Here is a 14,404-nt window from a genome sequence, read left to right as displayed (position 1 = left end):
ATTTTGAGCTATGAGTCTTGCCAAGCAGCACACCATCAAGCCGCTCCTCAAGTGGGTCGGCGGAAAGCGCCAGCTCCTGCCCGCAATCCACGCTGCCTTACCGGAGTTTAACCATTACTACGAGCCCTTCTTGGGCGGCGGCGCGGTGCTGTTTTCTTTGACCCCGGAAAAGGCCACGGTCAACGATCTCAACTCTGAACTCATCAACGTCTACGAGACCGTGCGCGACGATGTTGACGGACTCATCTCATTGCTAAGCACCTATCCCAACGAGGAAGACTTCTTCTACGAGATGCGCGGCAAAGACCGCGATTCCTCCTTCGCACACATGACGCGCACCGAGCGCGCCGCGCGCACCATCTACCTGAACAAGACCTGCTACAACGGCCTCTACCGCGTCAATAATGCCGGGCAGTTCAACTCCCCCTTCGGCCGCTACGCCAACCCCGCCATCTGTGACGAAGAGACCCTGCGCGGGGTATCGGGGTATCTCAATGACAACGAGGTTTCCTTCCACACCGGTGACTATGCCGCCATCTTGCAAGACGCCAAAGAGGGGGACTTTGTCTACCTCGATCCTCCCTATGACCCAGTCAATCCCACAAGCAACTTCACTGGGTATCAGTCCGGCGGCTTCGGCCGCGAGGATCAGCTCCGTCTTAAGGAAGTCTGCGACAAACTCGACGCAGCCGGCGTGAAGTTCCTGCTATCGAACTCCGCCACGGATTTCATCCAGGAGATCTATTCCGCCTACGAGATAGACATCGTTGGGGCCACCCGCGCCATCAATTCCGTGGCATCCAAGCGCGGCAAAGTCGACGAAGTATTGGTGCGTAACTATGGCGAGGCTTAACGACGTCGCGTGGCAGCGCATCCTCGACGCCGAGACCTTGGCACGCATCGAACGCGAAGGCTTCGTGGAATTTAGCGCCAAACAGCTCAAAGAAAAGGGTGGCCGAGAGCCGCGCCTTCTGGCCAAACATGACTTTTCCGCTTCCCGCCCGGAGATTTTCCAGGAGCATAATTTAAGCATCTTCCCCATCCGGCGCGATGGATACGTCGTGGGCAACTTCGACGTCTACGAGCCTTTTCCGGAGACCGTGACGCCGCTTAAGACGCTGCCCGTTCCGCAAGGGGTTGAATCGCTTGACTTCGACAACTTAAGCTCCGAGACCCTCGTGCTCAATGCCGCGGTGATTGCGGGAGTGCTGCAGGATTTCCTGGGCGTCGATAAGCTGCATGCCACCGTGGCTGGGCGCATGTCCACCGGCACCGTCAGCATGCGCCTGCGCGGCGAGGAGCTCGTGGTGGACCGTGCGCAGATGGAAATAGACGGCGGGTTTGAGGCGCCCGAGTGCCTGGTGCTCATCGAGTGCAAGAATCATATCTCGCCCGATTTCAACATTCGCCAGCTTTATCTGCCTTTCCGGCGCTTTAGCCAACAGCTGGGAAAGGAAGTTGTGCCGGTATACCTGGTCTATTCCAACGGCATCTTCCACCTGTATCGCTATCGTTTCAGCGATGCGGAAGATTTCCGCAGCATCCAGCTCGAGGCCGCCGCACGTTATATGCTCGGCGAATCCGAGCTCAACACCGAATCCGTCAAGGCGGTCCTACGGCGCAGCAGCCCACGCGAGGCGGAGATTCCCTTTCCCCAGGCCGATTCCTTTGCGCGCGTGGTCAGCCTCTGGGAAATGCTGCCACTGCCCAAGGCGGAGATTCCCGAGCACTTTGGGTTTAGCCACCGTCAGGCTGACTATTACTTGAATGCCGGCCGTTACTTGGGCCTAATGCGCATCGAGGATGAGCTGGTCGAGGGAATCGAACTGGCCGATACCCGCGACGGACGCAACCTACAGCTCATCGAGGCGCTAGCTAGCCGGCCTGTCTTCCACGAGATGGTGGCCGCCGTGGCCGAGAAGCAGCGCATGCTGAGCAAGGAAGAAGCCGTGGCCATCATGGAGGCGGCCGACCTGAATATCTCTGGTTCTACGCTTCCCCGCCGCGCCCAAACCGTGGTGGCGTGGTCGCAGTGGGTGGCAGAGCTTTTCGCGCCGCAGCAACTTAGCCTGTTATAGCGGCAATAATTAGGCCCACACCGGCCACGGCGAAGAAACAACCCGAAGCGATGTCGATGATGGGTCCGGCGGCAAGAAGGCGGCGTCGGATAGCGTTGGTGGAAATCACCGTTGCAACGGTCACGAAGACCAAGTAGCTGGAAATGCCCATGCTCAGCACGAGCCCCGCGGCCAGCCACAGCGGCGGGTGCGGCGGCAGCAAAGGCGCGATCATCGCCGCCAAGTAGAGCACGATCTTCGGGTTCGAAAGGTTGGTGAAAAGCCCTGTGCGGAAGACTTGCTTGACACTACCCAACCGCGATACTGCCTCATCTAGGTTCAACGCCGGCTGTTTGCGCTGCGCCAGGCCCGTGCGAACATTCTGCAGGCCCATCCAGATGAGGAAGCAGCCGCCGATGCCCTGAATGAAGCGGAGCAGCCCCGGGAATGCGGTCAGCAACGCCGCCGCGCCGAACACCGTGAGCGTGCACCAGAAAAGCACGCCGACCTGAGTGCCCGTGACGGCCGCAACCGCATGCTTGCGCGAGCGGGTGGCGTAACGGGTCACCAGTACGATGTCTGGTCCCGGCGCGAGGGCGCCCACCATGTTCATGGCGATGAGGAACGCAAACGCGGACCAGCTCATGAAAGGCGCTCGATCAAATCTTCGCGGCCGAACATGCGGGCAGAATCCAAGGCATTAGGCTGGCCGGCCTGCGGATCGGCACCGGCTGCTAGGAGGGCTTCGATCACCGCATCCTCTTTCTTAAAAATTGCTCCTGCCAGCGGGGATTGATTGCGGTCATTGAGCAGGTTCACGTCCCCGCCTGCGGCAGCTAACTTGGTCACGAGCTCCGCATGGCCGTTGTATGCCGCCAGCATGACGAAGGAATGGCCGTCCTGGTTGACCATGTTCGGGTTCACGCCTTGGGCGATGTACTCCAGCAACGTGACGTCGCCATTGCGTGCGAAATCAAAAAGCTTCGTGGCAAATTCTTGGATGTCTTCCATGCGAAATAGTTTATCGCGCAAGCTCGGCTACTCTACGCACAGCGGCCTCTACCGCAAACTCTTCGTCGCCGCCTTGGCCTTTGACTGCGGCATCGAGCTCGGCCATGAGCACCACTGCCTTGTTCACGGAATCCTCCGACCAGCGGCGCGCCACCGGGTGAGTCAGCTTCACCACGTAAGGAGCAAGGCCGGTTGCCTTGGCCAAAGAGTACTGGTCGCCGCGGGCGGAATAGAGCCTGGCGATTGCGCCTACCTTATTCGCCAGCGCCGCCGAGATGGCAACGGGCGAGGCACCTAATTGGAGAGCGCGCCGGCACGTGGAGACGGCGGCTTCCACGCGCCCGGCTACGGCGGCGTCGGCGATGTCCCAGTTCGCCACCTCAGCCACGCCGACGTAGTAGTTGTGCACGGCCTCGCGGGTGACGTTGCCGTTGGTATCGAAGACCAGCTGGGAAATCGCCGAGGCCAGCTCACGCAGATCGGAGCCCACGCCATCGAGCACGGCCTGGACGACGTCGGGGGTTGGCCGTACCCCGTGCGAGGCGAACTCGCGGGTGGCCCAGGTACCCAGCTCGTTGGGATAGAGCGAGAACACCTCGTGCACCTCGCCTACTTTGCGCAGCTTGGCAACGAGCTCTGGTGGTTTCTTCTTACCTTTGAGAGTTTTGGCCGTCACGCTGTAGATGAGCACCAAGGTCATGCCGGGGCCTGGATCGGCGACGGCCTTAAGGAGGATTTGGGTGAGTTCCTTGCCCACCTTTTCGACGTCGCTGATGACGATGACGCGGTTATCGCCAAACAGGGAGGGGCTGGTCGCCATGGCGATTTCCCCCTCCGAGACCTCAGAAGCCTTGAGGCGGACCACCTCGACTCCCTCCCCGGCCGCCTTCTGGATGGAAAGGCGGGCACGCTCGGTGAGGAATTCGTCGTCGCCAAGGATGAGATGGACCTGATTCATAGGAGCAATTCTAGCGGTAGAAAACTGCGATTCCATCTGCTGTGCGCGTGGGGTAATCGGGCGGCGAATCTTGCGTAACAATGATGCTCCGTGTGCCCGGCGGAATGGGCTCGATGTCTTCCTCAGTGGCCACCACATGTATCGGTGCCTGCGGGGTATCAAAGTGCCTCGGCCACAGGAATGCAACCACGCAGGCAAGTGTGAGCAATGGGCGTTTGTAGAGGATGCCCGCCACTATCCAGCCGTAGCCCAGCAACACCAGGAAAGGGCTAGCGTCAACGGTGCTGACCGGCAAGGCCGCGCAGCCGCGGGCGATGGTGTTAATCCACCAGGTAAAAGGCTCGGCTAGGCGCAGCACCCCGGCGCCCAACACGGAAAGCGGGCCCAGCTGCGCGAAGAGGGCTGCCAGCAATCCCAGGATGGTCACGGGAGCAGTCGCGGGAGCAACCAGCACGTTTGCAAGTACCGAGACCACCGATACCTTCCCGGACATCAAAGCAATGATCGGCATCGTCACGAGGTCGGCCGCAATTGCCACGGCGAGCGCGCGGACGAAGATATCCGGCCATCCAATCACCGCCAGGTGGCGATAAAGCAACGGCGAGAGCGCCACGATTCCGGCGGTCGCCGCCACCGACAACGCAAACCCGAAGTTCTTGGCCAACTCGCTGTCGATAAAAAGCAGCACGATGATAGCCAGGCTGAGCCCATGCATCGGCTCCATGCGCGCGGAGTTTAAAACCGCGAGTAGTCCCACCAGGCCCATCACGGCCGCGCGCTGGACGGAAGGCTCAAACCCCACCAAAGCCACGAAGATGCACAATGCGCTAAGCGACGCCGCGACCCGCAGCCGTGGTCCCTTCACCAACAAGGCGGCAGCGCTGCACACGATGGCCACGTTCGAGCCGGATACCGCGCTCAAATGTGACAACCCGGTGTCGATATAAAGCTGCTTTTCTGCCGCAGTCTGCAAGGTGGTATCCCCCAGCACCATGCCCGGCAGCAGGCCTTGTGAGGAAGGGCCAACGCTTATGCTGACCAGCTCGCGGAAGTTCTCTGCCACGTGCGCGGCCAAAGAATCCGGCGGGGTAAGCGAAGTGATGGTGCCATGGTCCACGGTCACTTGGGCCCCGGCTGGAGCGGGTTCGTCGCTAAACACAGGTACCTGAAAGGGATAGCCAGGCACGCGCAGGCGCAGCAGCCAGCCAAAGCGCACCTCGGTGGGCTCAGTTATGACGGTGCCGGTCAGGACGTCGCCAAGCGGGCCCGCGCGGGAAATGCGCACCTTAGTCACGGCGATGGCCAAGGCGCTAAGGCCCGTGGTGAGCACCGCCTGGCCGCGCTGCCAGAACCACAGGACTAGACAGACTAGCGGCACTAAGGAGCACCACGCGCCGTTAAAGCTTAAGAGCGTGGCCAGCCACACCGCACACGCGGCCGGCAGCAGGCGCAGCTGCCTCATAATTGCACCTGGTCTTTGAGCGCCTCGAACTTTGCAGGCCCAATGCCGCTTATCTCCATCAGCTGCTCAATCGAGGTAAAACCGCCGGATTCCTCGCGAAAGCTCAAAATGGACTCCGCCGTGACCTCCCCCACCCCTTTCAGCTCCATCAGCTGCTCCTTGGTGGCTGAGTTCAGGCTGAGCAGACCGCCTTCCTGCGGCTCGCCCGGGGCTGGGGCGGGTGCGGGCAGGCCGACGACGATTTGCTCGCCGTCGCTAAGCCGTTTGGCCAGGTTGAGGTTGAGGAGGTCCACGCTGGGGCGCGGGTGGGCATGATCGAGGGCGTCGGCAATGCGGGCGTCCGGCGCCACCGTGACAAGGCCGGGGTTTTCGACCTCCCCCACCACGGAGACCACCAGGGAGCTCGGTGCAGCGGCGCTGCTCGTAGCCTCGGAAACGGAAACCGCATAAGGATCGTTCCGGCTCGTAATACCCAGCCACGCCAAGACACCCGCAGCAACCAACACCGCGATGGCGCAGGCAAGCCACGGCGGAATGCGCACGCGCGGGCGCGGATAGGTGACGTTGAGCAGGTCCTCTTCCCCGGTGGGGCGCGTTAGTTCCCGAAGGCGATCGCTAATATGCGGCATGCCCTCGACGCTAAAAGGCGGCGCAGTTAATGCGCTAGAGGCAATTTAAAAACCTGTGGATAACTTGTTGTTCGTGTCAACGATTCAGGAGGTTCCTTGCTAAAGACCACCGATACGCCGATGGCGCCGGGGCCGGCATGCACGGCGAGCACCTCGGTGAGTTCTTCGACCATGAAGGAAGAGCCCTTCGGCAGGGCTATCTCGAGCAGTTCGAGCAGGCGCTCGGCGGACTCCTCGGCGTCGTTGTGCTGCAATGCCACGAAGACGGGCTCGCCATCGGCGCGGGAGGCGATGAGATCGACCAGCTTGGTAAAAGCCTTAGTCTGGGTGCGGGTCTTGCCCACGAGCTCCAGTTTGCCGCCCACGATGGACATGATGGGCTTGGTGGCCAGAAGTGCAGTGGAGAGCATCGCGGTGGTGGTAGAAAGGCGACCGGAGCGGCGCAGTTCCTCCGTGGAGTTGAGGTAAACCCAGGTGCGGCCGCGCTTGATCGTATCCAGCGCCGCCTCGTAGCACTCCTCAAGCGAGGCGCCATCACGCGCCAAGGTCGCCGCAGACATCGCCGCGGCACCAATCACCATGCCCGCCGAGCCGGACTCGACCACCTTGACGGTATCGGGGAACACGCCCGAAGCCGTCACCGCGGCAGACCAGGTGGAAGAAAGTTCCTTGGACAGATGGATGGCCACAATGCCGTCGTCGGTGGAGCGTTCCATTTCGCGACCGTATGCGGCCGCGAGCTCCAGCGCAGTAAGACCCGAGGTAGATTGCTCGCCGTCTGCGTCCATGACGTGCAAATCGATTACTCGAATCTGCAGGTTTTTCACGATGTCTGGCGGCAGCCCCGCGGCGGAATCAGTGACGATGCGGACGGCCACTAGTCACCTGCCCCCATGTTCCAGCCGTCGAAGTACCACTTGGCGCCGTCCACGTTTCCCGCAGTGAACTCGAGGGAGGCCTGCGGATTCGCTGGATCAAAGTCCGGACGGGCGGTCAGCTGGGACCAGTGGGTGTTCTTCAGGCCCGAAAGGATGGAGTACTGCTCGTGGCGCAGGCCCAAAAGGTGGCAGGTCAACGCTGCAATCGCACCGCCGTGCCCCACCACCAACACGGTGCCCTCGGCCCACGGTTCCGGGTCACGCATCAGCTCGTCGATGACGGGACGCGCACGCTTGGCGACGTCCACCCGCGACTCGCCCTCCGGCGGCGCCCAGGTGGGATCGTGACGCCAGATGGCGCGGGCGCCGGGGTAGTCGCGATCTACTTCCGCCGAGGACATCCCCTGCCACTTGCCCAGGTGCGTCTCGCGCAGGCGGGCGTCGACAGTAGGCTCCAGGCCCAAACGTTCACCAATGACGCCGGCGGTGGCGCGGGCACGGGAAAGATCCGAGCACACGATCGCGGAAATCCCTTGCTCCGCAAGCAGATCTGCTGCCTGCTTGGCCTGTGCAAGCCCCAGCTCGGACAGCTCCGTGTCCAGGTGGCCCTGCATGCGGCCAGTGGCGTTATAAGTGGTCTGACCGTGGCGGATCAGAAGCAGGCGGCGCGACAAGGTTTAGTACTCCTCGTCCTCTTCCGGCTCCGGCTGAGCCAGTGGGATCTCATCGATGGACTCAACTTCGCGCAGGTTAACCTCGTCGGACCACTCGCCCGGACGCTCCGGGGTCTCGATGCCCTCGATCTCCAGGATCGGGCAATCGTGGTAGAGGCGATCGAGGCCATAGAACTCGCGCTGATCGTTGCGCTGGACGTGGATAACGATGTGACCGTAATCCAGCAGTACCCAGCGGTTTTCGCGGTTGCCTTCGCGGCGCTTTGGCTCGTGGCCAAGCTTGGTCAGCTCGTCTTCGATTTCCTCCACGATGGAGGCCACCTGGCGCTCGGTCTCGGCGGATGCCAGCACGAAGATCTCGGTGATAGCAAGCACGTCAGAGACGTCGATAGCCACGATGTTCGTGGCCAGCTTCTCGTCAGCAGCGTGCGCCGCGGTTTCAGCCATCTTGCGGGCTACATCAGTAACGGACATGTGCTTTCCTTCAAATATCTTCCAAATATCTTCGAATACTTTTTAGTTCTGCCAGTTTCGCACGTAAGAGGTGCGTTTGGCTATTTCCGTGAATTCTTTTTCCCAAATTCTATAAAGGCTTATCAGGATTAGGCCCATAAAGATTGTTCTTAGCGATGTATTGGACAACCCCATCCGGCACGAGATACCACACCGGCTCGCCTTCCCCGGCGCGCTTGCGGCAATCGGTGGAAGAAATGGCCATGGCGGGAATTTCGATGAGTTCGATCCCGGTTTGGGATTCCAGCGGCAGCATATCCTTGCTGAGTTCGTAGCCGGGGCGGGTGACGCCGACGAAGTTGGCCATCTCTAGCATGACCTCCCAATCGTGCCAGCTCATGATCGAGGCCAGGGAATCGGCGCCGGTGATGAAGTAGAGCTCGGCATCGGGGAAAAGCTCGCGCAGGTCACGCAGGGTATCGATGGTGTAGGTGGGGCCCTCGCGGTCGATGTCGACGCGGGAGACGGTAAAGCGCGGATTCGAGGCGGTTGCCACCATGGTCATCAGGTAGCGATGCTCGGCTGCGGTGACGTCGCGCCCCTCCTTCTGCCACGGCTGGCCGGTGGGCACGAAGACCACTTGGTCCAGTTGGAAGCGGTAGGCCACCTCACTGGCGGCCACGAGGTGGCCATTGTGGATGGGGTCGAAAGTGCCGCCCATGATTCCAATGCGCTGTGGACTAGTCATGAGTGGAGATTATACGTGCGCTTTCTACCCAGCTTGCAAAGGTATCGGCTACTTTTTCATCGGCGGGCGTGGGCGCCTGGGTGAAATAGGAAGCATGCCGCGAGGCCTTGGTGGATAGAGCCGCGCTTGCCGACGCCACCGAGAGGTCGCAGGCGAAATCGTCCCGCAGGCAGTAGTTCAAGCGCTGCCCCTCGGGCAACACCGCGCTTTCTGGACGCATGTGCGCTGGGGCCAATTCCAGTAGTCCGCCACCGCGGGCTGGGCTGCCGATGACGTTGGGATCGCCCGGCAGGGAAAGTGGATTTCCCAACGTAATGGCTGCATGCAGCCGCGGGAGGGACTTTTCCGCACTCGTGGTGATGATGGCGCCCTGCGAGTACCCAGCCGTTATGTACTTCGGTGCGCAGCCGGTGCTCGCCTCGTAGTCTTGGACCACCTTGGGCGCATTGGCCATGCCGGTTTGCACGCTGTTGATAAAGCCGAACAAGACAGAAGGAATGAGCTCGTAGAGCGGGTGCTGCCCCACGATGAGCGCTAGGCGCTGCACGGTCTGAATCGGGTTGAGGTTCTCGCCGTCTTCTGCCAGCGCCGGCAGGTCCATTTCTGCCGGATAGGCCTTGTCATCCATGGCCAGCACGAAGACGCGGTCCATGGTTCCCGGATGACGCTTTTCTACTAAGTGGAAAAGGCCTGCGAGGTTCGGGCCCTCGTAGCCGTTTGAGGGCGCGGAGTGCTCCGAGTATTGCTGCGGGCCGAAGTACTCGCCGTGGTCCTTGTCCTGGTCAGAGCCTCGTGCGGCGAGCACCACGACGTCGGGGCAGGCGCTCTCCTCAGCTGCTGCATGTGGGGCAACTGCGAAGGCGCTGCCCAGAGCAACTGTGGAGGCAGCCAAGAAGGACAGCGATTGGGAAGGCAGGCCTCGGGAAGAGAGGAAACGAGAAAAAGATAGATGCATGTTTTAAGGTCGAGTTTGACCGCTGCCCTGCAGGATCCACTTTGTGGAGGTCAGCTCCGGCAAAGCCATCGGGCCGCGGGCATGCAGCTTCTGGGTAGAGATACCGATCTCCGCGCCCATGCCATAAACCTCGCCGTCGGTAAAGGCGGTGGAGGCATTGAGCATGACGGCGGCGGCATCGACCTCGTTGGCGAACTTAAGCAGAACATCGGCGTCCTGAGCGGCGATGCCCTCAGTGTGGCCGGTGGTGTACTCGGCGATGTGCGCGATGGCGCCAGCGACGCCGTCAACCACCTTGGCGCAGATGTCGTTGCTCAGGAACTCCTCACGCCATTCCTCGTCGGTTGCTTCCACAGCATTGGCCACGCCGAATTGCTCGAGCTCGGCGACCTCGCCATGGATGACCACGCCTGCCTCCTGAAGGGAGGTGATGACGCGAAGTTTCGCGGCGTCGGCAAGCGCGGCGTCGAGCAGCACGCACTCGGTGGAGTTACAAACCGAAGGGCGGCGGGTCTTGCCGTTGATGACCATGGCGATGGCCTTGTCGAGGTCGGCGCTGGCATCGATGTAGAAGTGGCAGTTGCCGGTGCCGGTCTCAATGGCGGGGACGGTAGCGCCCTCCACCACCGCATTGATGAGGCGAGCAGAACCGCGGGGAATCACGACGTCGACAAGCCCGCGCGCCGTGATGAGATCCTGCACCGAATCGTGGCTTTCGCACGGCAGGAGCTGCACGCCCTCGCGCGGAAGGTCGAAGTGCGCCAGGGTGTCCTGGAGGATCTCCACGAGCTGCTCGTTGGAGTTGCGTGCGGACTTAGATCCGCGCAACAGCGGCACGTTGCCGGACTTGAGCGCAAGGCCAAAGGCATCCACCGTGACGTTCGGACGGGCCTCATAGACCATGCCCATGACGCCGAGCGGCACGCGCACCTGCTTCATCTGGATGCCGTTGTCCATGTTGTGGCCCCGCAGTACCTCCCCTACCGGGTCCTGCAGGGCGGCGACCTGGCGCAGGCCGTCGGCGATGCCTTCGACGCGCGCGGCGTCGAGCGAGAGCCTGTCGATTAAAGAATCATTCATCCCGGCCGCGCGGCCAGCGGCGACGTCGCGCTCATTGGCCTCGAGGATCTCAGGGGTGCGGGCCACCAGGTTTTCAGCAGCGCGCACAAGAATCTCATTCTTGCGTGGGGTGGAAAGCTGCGCGAACTGCGGCGCAACTTTCTTCGCCTGACGCGCCAGCTTTAGTACTTGGTCTCGTTCTTCATCTCGAGTGAGTTGGCTCATGAGGCTCAAGCTTACCGAAGCTAGCCTCGACAGGACAGACCATGGGCACGCCTTCATCATCGATGACGCGGGCATGGATGCCATAGACCTCACCCAGCAGCTCGGTGTTCAGCACCTCTGCCGGGGTGCCGTGGGCATGCACGCGGCCGCCGTGGAGAACCACGAGCTCATCGCAATAGCGCGCGGCCAGGTTGAGATCGTGGATAGCTACCAACGCCACTGCCCCGCGGGAGACCTCCTTGCGCAAGGTATCCAGCAGGTGCACTTGATGGCGCAGGTCGAGCGCGGAGGTCGGCTCATCCAGCAGCATCAGGTCTGGCTCGCGGGCCAGCATCTGCGCCACGGCCACGAGCTGGCGCTGTCCGCCGGAAAGCTGGTGAACGTAGCGGTGTGCGAGGTGAACGATGCCGAGCTTTTCGAGTGCCTGCACTGCCGATTCCAAGGCGTTAACGGAGCCGCGCTTAGCGGAGATGACCACCGATTCAAAGGCGGTCAGCGAGGCGCTGGTCAGAAGATCCTGCGGCACGTAGCCCACGTTGGCGCCACCAGTATCGCAGGTGCCCGAAGTCAGCTTCTGAATGCCGGCGATGGCCTTGACCAAGGTGGACTTGCCGGCCGCGTTGGGGCCGATGAGTCCGACGATGGTGCCGGGTTCAGGCTCGGGCAAGTCAACTCCTTTGAGCACCTCCCGCTTGCCAAAGTTCACGCATGCCTGTTCTACTTTCAGCACTTGATCCTCCTCTTGGTGAAGATGAGCAGCACGAAGAAAGGAACACCAACGAGCGCCGTGATGATGCCGATGGGTACGGCAACGCCGGGGATGATGGTGATCGATACCGCGTGGGCACCCGCCAGCAGCATCGCGCCCGCCGCCATGGAGGCCGGCGCAAAGAAACGCTGATCCTCGCCCACCAATAAGCGGGCCACGTGTGGGCCAACCAAGCCAATGAAGCCGATGATGCCGGCGAAGGCCACAGCGCTAGCGGCCAGCAAGGAGGCCACGACGAGGGTTAGAACGCGCAGTTTTTGCACGTTGATGCCGAGGGCCGCCGCACGCTCGTCGCCCAGGCGCAGCGCCGTGAGCTTCCACGCGTTAAGCATGGTGAAAGGAATGGCAACCAGCAAGGTGGCCGCGATGATCAGGTTGGACACCCAATTCGCACGCTGCAGGGAGCCCATGGTCCAAAAGACAATCTGCTGCAGGGCTTCAGTCGAGGCGCTGTATTGCATCAGCGAAAGCAGTGCCTGGAACAAGAAAACGAGGGCGATACCCAGCAGAATCATTGACTCCGCACTAGCACCGCGCCACACCGCCGCACCCGCGACGATGGCCACGGCCACAAGAGCCGACAGCCAAGCGACGGCCGCGAGATTGAACTGCGGATTTCCCAGCACGGTCCAGCCCAACACGATTGAGGCCGCGCCACCGAAAGCCGCGGCGGCGGAAATACCCAAGGTGAAAGGCTCGGCCAAAGGGTTATCCAGAATGGTCTGCATATGCGCGCCGGATAGCGCCAGTGCGGCGCCGATGAGCACGGCCATAACCGACGCCGGCAGGCGCAGGTTCCACAGGACCGTCCGGGTGGTCTCATCCACCTGGCCCGGTGAGAAAATGCCACGCAGCATCTCCATCGGGGAAAGGTGAATCGGGCCGACCACCGTGGCAATGACGAAGGCTACGAAGGCAGCCAGCACCAGTGCACCGATGATGAGTACCTTGCGGAAGTTATTGCTGCGGTACTCGGCAATTACCTGGTGGGTGTCGGTTTTGGTTTCGGCTTTCTGGTCAGTCTGCAAACTCTCAGAAGAGGTCAAAAGTGCCATTTTTTAGTGCTTGTGTGTGTTCTTGGTAGTGAAGAAAACGCCGCTGTAGTCGATGGGCAGCCACTTGTTGTGGAATTCGGCGAAGTCCTTTTCTGGGTCTAAGTCCTTGAAGGTTTCTGGGTGCATCCACACAGCAAACTGCTCCAAGGCGAAGATGTTAAAAGGCGAATCGTAGAACTGGTGGTAGACAGCGTGGAAGTTGCCTTCCTTTGGGGCCTCAAGCTGCTCGAAGCCCGGGGTCTTTAGCAGGCCTTCGAGGGTCTCCTGCGCCTTTTCTTCCTTGGCCGCGTAACCCATCTCCACGTGCGGCAGGACCTCCGGCTTTTCCGGGTCCTTGGCCCATGCGCCGCCAGTGGCGATGATGTGCTCCGGCTGCTCAGCAAGCACCTTTTCTGCGGTAAGGTCTCCAGACTCTGTGTCCAGCAGGCTATCGCCCAAGTTCTCGCCGCCGGCGGCATTAACCAGGTCACCTAGGTTAGAGTCCTTGACCGTGGAGCAGCAATCCTTCAGGCCCGCCGCGCGCCAGACCAGGGTGCGCGGCTTGTCCCCGGCCTTTTCCGCGCGGGACTTAATGTCATCAACCTTGCTGGTATAGAACTTATTGAACTCTGCGGCCTTGTCCTCGTGACCGAAGAGCTGGCCGAAGACCTCCATGGACTTCGGGGTGTTTTCTAGCGGCTTCTGGCGGAAGTCGGTGAAGACGTACTTCAGGCCGGCCTGGTCCATCTTGTCCAGGAAGCCGGTCTTTTCCGCACCCTCCTTGTGGTCCAGCGTCATGACCACGGCGTCTGGCTTTTGCGCGAGCAGGTTTTCCACGGTGACGTCGCCCTTGGCGATGTTGCCGATGGTCGGCAGATCCTTGTACGCCGCATTGGTTTCGGCGAACTTGGACTCGAAGCTCGGAGCCGCCTCATGCAGGTCCTTGCCCAGAGCCACGACGTGCTCGAGCGGATCCTCGCGGTTGAGAATCGAGGTGGCGAAGAGCCCGCGGCCCTCGCCCAGAAGGATACGCTCAGGCTGCTTGTCGAAGGTGACCTCGCGGCCGGCGACGTCAGTGATGGTCACAGCAGTGTCCCCCGCGGCGCCGGTAGAGCCGGTGGACGCGGAGGTGTCTTCGTTGCTGCTGCACGCGCTCAACGCAGTCGCGGATGCGAGCATGGCCAGGGTGGCTGCCGCAATGCGGACGGAGTACTTGGGCACGTTGAAATGGGTCATGAAAGAAAGTCCTTTGCTCACGAACAATAGCCAAGTTAACTTAGGCTTGACTAAATCGAACTAGGATGAGCTTACAATCCGGAACGTGCCCGCGAAAGTGATCCCCCCGGGTTTTATTTAGGTCACTTTAAAGCTGAATAACATCCTCTTAAAGAAACTCACCCCCAACAGCATGGTTATCCGCGCTGGATGTCACGCGTGGGTATAGCTCAAGCGCGCAGCCACTCCCCATTACGTTGTTAGCAGTTCCACCCCA

Annotated in this window: 16 protein-coding genes; 2 read left to right on the top strand and 14 right to left on the bottom strand. The window is 61.3% G+C overall.

Annotation, left to right across the window (positions count from 1 at the left end):
• Positions 1-10: 10 nt before the first annotated feature.
• Both HMPREF2888_RS10115 and HMPREF2888_RS10110 read left to right on the top strand, forming a co-directional pair.
• On the top strand, positions 11-853 hold the full coding sequence (locus HMPREF2888_RS10115) for a DNA adenine methylase (RefSeq protein ID WP_210385652.1): 843 nt from the start codon (positions 11-13) through the stop codon (positions 851-853).
• Positions 840-2,078, top strand: coding sequence for a type II restriction enzyme (locus HMPREF2888_RS10110; RefSeq protein ID WP_070518729.1), 1,239 nt, complete (start codon positions 840-842; stop codon positions 2,076-2,078). The genes HMPREF2888_RS10115 and HMPREF2888_RS10110 overlap by 14 nt, the downstream gene beginning before the upstream one ends.
• Here HMPREF2888_RS10110 and HMPREF2888_RS10105 read toward each other — a convergent pair.
• The 14 genes from HMPREF2888_RS10105 to HMPREF2888_RS10040 form a co-directional block, all read right to left on the bottom strand.
• The gene (locus HMPREF2888_RS10105; protein WP_061924054.1) at positions 2,065-2,703 is read right to left on the bottom strand and encodes a LysE family translocator; all 639 of its coding nucleotides are present in this window, start codon (positions 2,701-2,703) and stop codon (positions 2,065-2,067) included. The genes HMPREF2888_RS10110 and HMPREF2888_RS10105 overlap by 14 nt on opposite strands.
• Positions 2,700-3,068 carry an ankyrin repeat domain-containing protein gene (locus HMPREF2888_RS10100; protein ID WP_070433018.1) on the bottom strand — a complete coding sequence of 123 codons (369 nt, stop codon included), beginning with the start codon at positions 3,066-3,068 and terminating at the stop codon, positions 2,700-2,702. The genes HMPREF2888_RS10105 and HMPREF2888_RS10100 overlap by 4 nt, the downstream gene beginning before the upstream one ends.
• 10 nt (positions 3,069-3,078) lie before the next feature.
• The gene (gene holA, locus HMPREF2888_RS10095) at positions 3,079-4,026 is read right to left on the bottom strand and encodes a DNA polymerase III subunit delta (RefSeq protein WP_210385651.1); all 948 of its coding nucleotides are present in this window, start codon (positions 4,024-4,026) and stop codon (positions 3,079-3,081) included.
• A 10-nt stretch (positions 4,027-4,036) separates the two neighbouring features.
• Positions 4,037-5,488, bottom strand: coding sequence for a ComEC/Rec2 family competence protein (locus HMPREF2888_RS10090; protein WP_070518728.1), 1,452 nt, complete (start codon positions 5,486-5,488; stop codon positions 4,037-4,039).
• The gene (locus HMPREF2888_RS10085; protein ID WP_070433016.1) at positions 5,485-6,117 is read right to left on the bottom strand and encodes a ComEA family DNA-binding protein; all 633 of its coding nucleotides are present in this window, start codon (positions 6,115-6,117) and stop codon (positions 5,485-5,487) included. Before HMPREF2888_RS10085 ends, HMPREF2888_RS10090 begins: the two co-directional genes overlap by 4 nt.
• A gap of 26 nt (positions 6,118-6,143) precedes the next feature.
• A complete protein-coding gene (locus tag HMPREF2888_RS10080) occupies positions 6,144-6,995 on the bottom strand; it encodes a DegV family protein (RefSeq protein ID WP_070455910.1) in 852 nt (283 codons plus the stop codon).
• Positions 6,995-7,669 carry a histidine phosphatase family protein gene (locus HMPREF2888_RS10075; RefSeq protein ID WP_070433014.1) on the bottom strand — a complete coding sequence of 225 codons (675 nt, stop codon included), beginning with the start codon at positions 7,667-7,669 and terminating at the stop codon, positions 6,995-6,997. The genes HMPREF2888_RS10080 and HMPREF2888_RS10075 overlap by 1 nt, the downstream gene beginning before the upstream one ends.
• A gap of 3 nt (positions 7,670-7,672) precedes the next feature.
• Entirely contained in the window at positions 7,673-8,143 is a 471-nt protein-coding gene (gene rsfS, locus HMPREF2888_RS10070) for a ribosome silencing factor (protein WP_061924072.1), read from the bottom strand.
• A gap of 109 nt (positions 8,144-8,252) precedes the next feature.
• Positions 8,253-8,870, bottom strand: a complete 618-nt coding sequence (gene nadD / locus HMPREF2888_RS10065; RefSeq protein WP_070433013.1) for a nicotinate-nucleotide adenylyltransferase — start codon at positions 8,868-8,870, stop codon at positions 8,253-8,255.
• The gene (locus HMPREF2888_RS10060) at positions 8,863-9,825 is read right to left on the bottom strand and encodes a hypothetical protein (RefSeq protein ID WP_070433012.1); all 963 of its coding nucleotides are present in this window, start codon (positions 9,823-9,825) and stop codon (positions 8,863-8,865) included. The genes nadD and HMPREF2888_RS10060 overlap by 8 nt, the downstream gene beginning before the upstream one ends.
• A gap of 3 nt (positions 9,826-9,828) precedes the next feature.
• Positions 9,829-11,109 (bottom strand): glutamate-5-semialdehyde dehydrogenase, encoded by a 1,281-nt coding sequence (locus HMPREF2888_RS10055; RefSeq protein WP_070455909.1) that lies wholly within the window; start codon positions 11,107-11,109, stop codon positions 9,829-9,831.
• On the bottom strand, positions 11,087-11,839 hold the full coding sequence (locus HMPREF2888_RS10050; protein WP_070455908.1) for an ABC transporter ATP-binding protein: 753 nt from the start codon (positions 11,837-11,839) through the stop codon (positions 11,087-11,089). The genes HMPREF2888_RS10055 and HMPREF2888_RS10050 overlap by 23 nt, the downstream gene beginning before the upstream one ends.
• Positions 11,833-12,933 (bottom strand): FecCD family ABC transporter permease, encoded by a 1,101-nt coding sequence (locus HMPREF2888_RS10045; protein ID WP_082787681.1) that lies wholly within the window; start codon positions 12,931-12,933, stop codon positions 11,833-11,835. Before HMPREF2888_RS10045 ends, HMPREF2888_RS10050 begins: the two co-directional genes overlap by 7 nt.
• Positions 12,934-12,936: 3 nt before the next feature.
• On the bottom strand, positions 12,937-14,148 hold the full coding sequence (locus HMPREF2888_RS10040; protein ID WP_070518727.1) for an ABC transporter substrate-binding protein: 1,212 nt from the start codon (positions 14,146-14,148) through the stop codon (positions 12,937-12,939).
• Positions 14,149-14,404: the final 256 nt, after the last annotated feature.

It is taken from the genome of Corynebacterium sp. HMSC077D03 (assembly GCF_001808545.1).
GTDB lineage: Bacteria > Actinomycetota > Actinomycetes > Mycobacteriales > Mycobacteriaceae > Corynebacterium > Corynebacterium simulans.
Note: the sequence above shows the minus strand (reverse complement) of the source record. Positions and strands in the feature narration are given on the sequence as shown.

Excerpts from the sequence above, each read along its gene's own strand:
- HMPREF2888_RS10115 (WP_210385652.1), top strand. The coding sequence starts at position 11 with ATGAGTCTTGCCAAGCAGCACACCATCAAGCCGCTCCTCAAGTGGGTC.
- HMPREF2888_RS10110 (WP_070518729.1), top strand. The coding sequence starts at position 840 with ATGGCGAGGCTTAACGACGTCGCGTGGCAGCGCATCCTCGACGCCGAG.
- HMPREF2888_RS10105 (WP_061924054.1), bottom strand. The coding sequence starts at position 2,703 with ATGAGCTGGTCCGCGTTTGCGTTCCTCATCGCCATGAACATGGTGGGC.
- HMPREF2888_RS10100 (WP_070433018.1), bottom strand. The coding sequence starts at position 3,068 with ATGGAAGACATCCAAGAATTTGCCACGAAGCTTTTTGATTTCGCACGC.
- holA (WP_210385651.1), bottom strand. The coding sequence starts at position 4,026 with ATGAATCAGGTCCATCTCATCCTTGGCGACGACGAATTCCTCACCGAG.
- HMPREF2888_RS10090 (WP_070518728.1), bottom strand. The coding sequence starts at position 5,488 with ATGAGGCAGCTGCGCCTGCTGCCGGCCGCGTGTGCGGTGTGGCTGGCC.
- HMPREF2888_RS10085 (WP_070433016.1), bottom strand. The coding sequence starts at position 6,117 with ATGCCGCATATTAGCGATCGCCTTCGGGAACTAACGCGCCCCACCGGG.
- rsfS (WP_061924072.1), bottom strand. The coding sequence starts at position 8,143 with ATGTCCGTTACTGATGTAGCCCGCAAGATGGCTGAAACCGCGGCGCAC.
- nadD (WP_070433013.1), bottom strand. The coding sequence starts at position 8,870 with ATGACTAGTCCACAGCGCATTGGAATCATGGGCGGCACTTTCGACCCC.
- HMPREF2888_RS10060 (WP_070433012.1), bottom strand. The coding sequence starts at position 9,825 with ATGCATCTATCTTTTTCTCGTTTCCTCTCTTCCCGAGGCCTGCCTTCC.
- HMPREF2888_RS10055 (WP_070455909.1), bottom strand. The coding sequence starts at position 11,109 with ATGAGCCAACTCACTCGAGATGAAGAACGAGACCAAGTACTAAAGCTG.
- HMPREF2888_RS10045 (WP_082787681.1), bottom strand. The coding sequence starts at position 12,933 with ATGGCACTTTTGACCTCTTCTGAGAGTTTGCAGACTGACCAGAAAGCC.
- HMPREF2888_RS10040 (WP_070518727.1), bottom strand. The coding sequence starts at position 14,148 with ATGACCCATTTCAACGTGCCCAAGTACTCCGTCCGCATTGCGGCAGCC.